At 58.0% G+C, this 4,941-nt stretch carries 4 protein-coding genes; 3 read left to right on the forward strand and 1 reads right to left on the reverse strand.

Translation table 11 applies throughout. From position 1 onward, the window contains the following. Positions 1-985, reverse strand: a 985-nt coding sequence (locus tag H0V34_09290; GenBank protein ID MBA2491877.1) for a hypothetical protein, incomplete at its 3' end; no start/stop codon positions are given. 49 nt (positions 986-1,034) lie between these two features. Between H0V34_09290 and H0V34_09295 the strand changes: the two genes are divergently transcribed. The 3 genes from H0V34_09295 to H0V34_09305 all read left to right on the forward strand — a co-directional run bounded on the left by H0V34_09295 (position 1,035) and on the right by H0V34_09305 (position 4,694). After that, a complete protein-coding gene (locus H0V34_09295; GenBank protein MBA2491878.1) occupies positions 1,035-1,229 on the forward strand; it encodes a hypothetical protein in 195 nt (64 codons plus the stop codon). Between the two features lie 226 nt (positions 1,230-1,455). Then, positions 1,456-4,443 carry a hypothetical protein gene (locus H0V34_09300; protein ID MBA2491879.1) on the forward strand — a complete coding sequence of 996 codons (2,988 nt, stop codon included), beginning with the start codon at positions 1,456-1,458 and terminating at the stop codon, positions 4,441-4,443. Next, complete coding sequence (locus H0V34_09305; protein MBA2491880.1) at positions 4,416-4,694, forward strand: hypothetical protein; 279 nt, start codon at positions 4,416-4,418, stop codon at positions 4,692-4,694. Before H0V34_09300 ends, H0V34_09305 begins: the two co-directional genes overlap by 28 nt. Positions 4,695-4,941 lie beyond the last annotated feature (247 nt).

Here is a 4,941-nt window from a genome sequence, read left to right on the forward strand (position 1 = left end):
TCACAGTCGGATAGGTCAGTGTCACTGCGGGCGGTATAAATTCAGCCTCGGAGTTCTTTACGCCTCGCTCCGTGTGATAGGGGTCGGTGAAAACACCGTATTGCCCGGACTGCATTATGTAAGTTACTTGCGTCGTTCCGACACCGGCGTTTGCCAGATTCTTTGTCGGACTGTCCCAATCTCGACCATCAAGGTTGGTGTAAAATTTGATGTCCACCAATATCGCATCGCATAACGGCGTCACTTCCTCGTAGTTTGTCGGCCAGCCCGACGCGCCTGCTGTATCCGGGTACCTTCCCCAATCTCCTCCTTTGAGTGGGCAGGCACCGCCTCCGCCATACACATCTCTATTGGGGTGATGTACACCATAAACGGGCAACCCGATTGGCTGGCCCTTCTTACGTTCACCCGTCTGACCATTACTTTTCTCCAGGTAAAAAATCGGAGATGCGGTAACAGTGGTGTCCAGATTCTCGTCTCCGCGGCTTGTTAAATGTGCATAATAACCACCGTCCGGGCGCACATAACTGAATTCGGTATTGTTCCTGTTATCGAATACCGCCGTGAGAAAGAGATACGGCTGATTAAAGAATGGTTTCTCAACCAGGTAAAATTCTGCGTTTGTTTTGCTGGTGTCGATTGCCCGCCATCTGACTTGCAAGTCGTCGCCGAAACCCCGGCCGACGTTGACCCACGCTCTGGCGTCCGGAAAGAAGTTCAGTCGTAGAACATTGGTGTAAAGCACCTTGATATCGAGACCGGCGCGTTTCCCCAAAGGGCCTACGACATTAGCGCCCGGCTGTTTGAAGGCGAAATCCAATGCTTTCTTGGCATACGGAAAGCCGGCCTCCGACATGGTGCAGTAAAACTGCGGCAAGTCGATCGGTACATGATTATCATATTTGCCCTCGTACTTCGGGTGATTTATGGGCAAATCGATAAAATTTAAACGTCCGTCTTCCGCGACTTCCTGTACGAGAGCCATTTCTGCGCCAATCAAGCCTTCGTCATCGATAACATGATCGCCGCTGCTCGTGCTGATTTTCTCGCTGCATATCCTGCTTGCCGTGGGCTGCGCGATGACTTTACGCGGGGCGGCTGAAAACGGACGGCGTAAAGCCTTGTATGGACTGAATCAGAGATTATCCATGGCCATTGGCGCCAAGCAGGATGCGCGGGAAGCGCAGCTCAAGCTGCTGATCGAGGAAGTCGAGAATAAAACCAAGTAGGCGCCTTCCGCCCGATTTCTCAGCAGCCTTTCCTCAGAGCCTTGATACTTCCCTTCGCGGGCGCGGGCGCGGGCGCGGGCGGCTTGTTGGCGCTCGATTATCTGGCGGCGATCTAGCTGTCTATATCACCCATTTCAAAATGCTATTCGGTGCTCTCACATCGCACACTTGACATGGTCACCAACATCGGTGACTTTCCGCATAGCAGCACCGGTGGAGCGGGAGGATGGACGGCAAACTACTTGCGATTTCCAAGCAGCGTGACGTTCAGGCGTTAGTTAAGCTTAGCCGGCCGCGTCTGGCGGGAATCTTAACCCGCGAGCAGCTGCTCCAAAAGCTCGATGAGGCGCGCCCGCGTCCGGTTACGTGGGTCATGGGTCCGGCCGGTTCGGGCAAGACCACCCTTGTGTCGAGTTATCTGGAGGCGCGCGGGCTGGCTTGTCTGTGGTATCAGGTCGATGAGGGCGACGAGGATATCGCCACCTTCTTTTATTACTTGGGATTGGCCGCAAATCTGGCTATTCCGCGCACAGAAAAGCCCCTGCCCTTGTTCTCCGTTCAGCACACCCGTGGCGTGCACGCGTTCGCCCGTAATTTCTTTTTTGATCTTTGTAATGGCCTACCACAGCCTGGCCTGTTGGTCTTCGACGACTATCACAATGTAAACCCAGACTCGAAGCTCCACGAGGTCATGCGCGCGGGGCTGGAAGCCGTGCCGGCAGGCTGTCGCGTGTTCGCCATTAGCCGGCACGCGCCGCCGCCAGCGTTGACGCGCTTGCGGGCCAATGGCGCGATGGCGGTTATCGGCTGGCGCGACCTGCGACTGACGCAACCCGAGACGCAAGGAATCGTGGCCTTACGCAGCCGCGACGCGCGGTGCGCTAAGCTATTCGAACCCTGGATAGAGCGCACTGAAGGTTGGGTGGCGGGTGTCGTATTGTTGCTCGAATGGTTGCATCCCGACGATATAGAGCCCGAGGCGCTTGCCAGCTCCGGATCGGAGACCATCTTCGACTACTTCGCCATTGAACTTCTGGAGCAGGTGGAGCCCGAGATCCGGACTTTCTTGGTGCAAAGCGCTATCTTGCGCAAAATGACCGTGCCGATGGCGGCGTTGCTAACGGGCAATCCGCGCGCCGAGCGTATTCTTGCCGAGCTGTGCCGCAGACATTTGTTTATTACCCGCCACACGAATGCGTGCAAGATTTATCAATACCATCCGTTATTGCGCGAGTTTCTGCTGACGCAGCTTGACGAGACGCTCTCGCAAGACGCGCTTGTGCGTTTCAAGCGTCAGGCCGCGGCGTTGCTCGAAGGGGAGGGTTGGATCGAATCCGCGATCGAACTACTAAAAGAAAGCCAAGACTGGACGCAAATGTCGGCGCTCATCAAGCGGGTCGCGCGGCAACTGCTCGCGCGGGGTCGGCGCCAGGCGCTTGGCGAGTGGCTCGGTGAGCTTCCGGAGGAAGTCCGCAGGCATGATCCTTGGCTCGTTCACTGGTTGGGCAGTTGCCTGCTCGAAGAGAATCCGCAACGGAGCCTGTCCTGCTTTGAGCAGGCCTTTCTGCGGTTTCTACAGATGAACGACGGGACAGGCGCCTTTTCTGCGTGGTGCGGCGCGATGGAATGCATTCAGATGGACTGGGGCGGATCGCTGCGCCGTTGGGATGTATGGATCGAGCGCCTGGAGTCGCTTATCGCGCAACGCCTTGAATTCCCGTCGCTGGAGCTGGAATGCATCGTCGCTCAGCGCATGAATGTCGCGCTTGCCTCCCGCATGCCCGTACATCCACGACGCGCTCATTGGCGGGCGCGCCTGTTGAGTCTGGCGGCGGAACGCGGCGATCCAGCGCTTGAGGTTACAGGCCTCGCGCAGACAATATTGTCAGACACGTATTCCGATCTCACTCGCGCATCAAGCCTGGTCGAGGGCTTATGCGCCCGGTTGGACGCGGGCGAGGTTTGTCCTTCGGCAAAATCTCGCGCCTATAACGCGCTCTCGACCTATTACTGCGCCACGGGTCGTATTAAAGACATGCGTCGGGCCGCCCAAGCTAGTGTTGCGCTGACCGAGTCCACCAGCGCGCAAGCTTCGAACTACGCGAGTCACTACCTGGTCTCGGCGGCGGCCTTTCTCAGCGGCGATTTGGACAAAGCCCAGGAAGAGTTGCGTCATGTCGCCACGCGACCGGAGGCTCGCACCTCCCTCGGCGCCTTCTACTACTGGCAGTTAGCGACTTGGGAAGCGGCGCTGCGCGGCGATTACCGCCTGGCGTTGAATCATGCGCGCGCATGCCTTCATAACGCCGATGAATGCGGTTGTCCTGTGTTCAAGTGCTTGGCGATGGCAGAAGTTGGGTGGGCGCTCGACCTTTGGGACGATTGCGTTGCCGCCCGCGAACTGATCGATCAGGCCCTGCATATGGCGCGCGAGATCGGTGCGAAGTGGCTCGAGTGGGCGACACTTGCCTTGCGCGCGTATTGCAGTTTCATGGATGGCGATGAGGTGGCGGGGCGTGGCTACCTCGCGGCGGAGCGAAGCCTGGCCAGATCACAAGGCTACATGGCCGGTCCCGTGACATGGATGAGCAACTCATCCCCAGTGACTCGCTATTTGTTCACCAAGTCGCTAGAGCTCGGGATCGAGTACGAGCTGACCCGCGAGCAGATCCGATCGTTGGGGTTGCTCCCCGACCAAGGATCAGCGCACGTGGAAAGCTGGCCCCGGTCGGTCAGGATATACACGCTCGGCCGGTTTGAAATGCTGCGCGATGATCAGCCGCTCAGCTTTTCGCGCAAGGCGCCTAGGATGCCATTGCGGTTGCTAAAGGCTTTGGTTGCATTGGGAGGCCAAAGCGTAGGCGAAGTGCAACTCATCGAAGCCCTGTGGCCTCATGAGGAAGGCGACGCCGGCCACCGTATGTTTGCCACCACTTTGCACCGGCTGCGCGCACTCGTGGGTGATAAGGCGGTGATGTTGCACGATAGCCGGCTGACGCTTGATTGCGGCCGCGTCTGGATCGATGCGTGGGCCTTCGAACAGTTGCTAAACCAAGCTATGGTCGAGAGACAGAGCGACCATCAAGATGCGGCGATAAAGCCCTTGGAGCGGGCATTATCCCTTTACCATGGCCCCTTTCTCACCGGTGAACCGCGGCGCCGTGGAGCGGCGCAACGCGCAATCGACTGCGCGCGCGATTCATCGGGCCCGTGAACGATCTCGCGCGACAAACAGAGCGAACGCGCGACTGGACTCGCGCGCTGGCCTGTTATCAACGCGGACTTGAGGTTGACGATCTGGCGGAGGAATTCTATCAGGGCGCGATGCGCGCGCATCATCAACTCGGCAATCGATCGCGGGCCCTCGACACCTACCACCGCTGCAAACGCCACCTCTCCATCAGCTTGAGTATCACGCCCTCGCCGGCGACCGAGGCGCTCTATATGTCTATCCGCCACGGCTGAGCCCTCAGGACGCCACCGCGTCGTCATTCAATTTTCCAATCTGTAACCAATCTGTAAGTAGGTCTGGGTTAGCTTAAGAGCAGCGATGCGTTCCGTTGTTCAAGATGTGCCACGGGACGCATGATGGAGTTACCCCGTTTTCGTGGACGGTTGGCGGCTTGGGATTCAAGCCGCGTGTTGCAGCAGTTTAGGGGTTTTGTGGGTCGTGTTTATGCTCCTCTCGAATTGAAGGGGTGACAAGTAGCCG

It is taken from the genome of Gammaproteobacteria bacterium, assembly GCA_013696315.1.
Classification (GTDB): Bacteria; Pseudomonadota; Gammaproteobacteria; order JACCYU01; family JACCYU01; genus JACCYU01.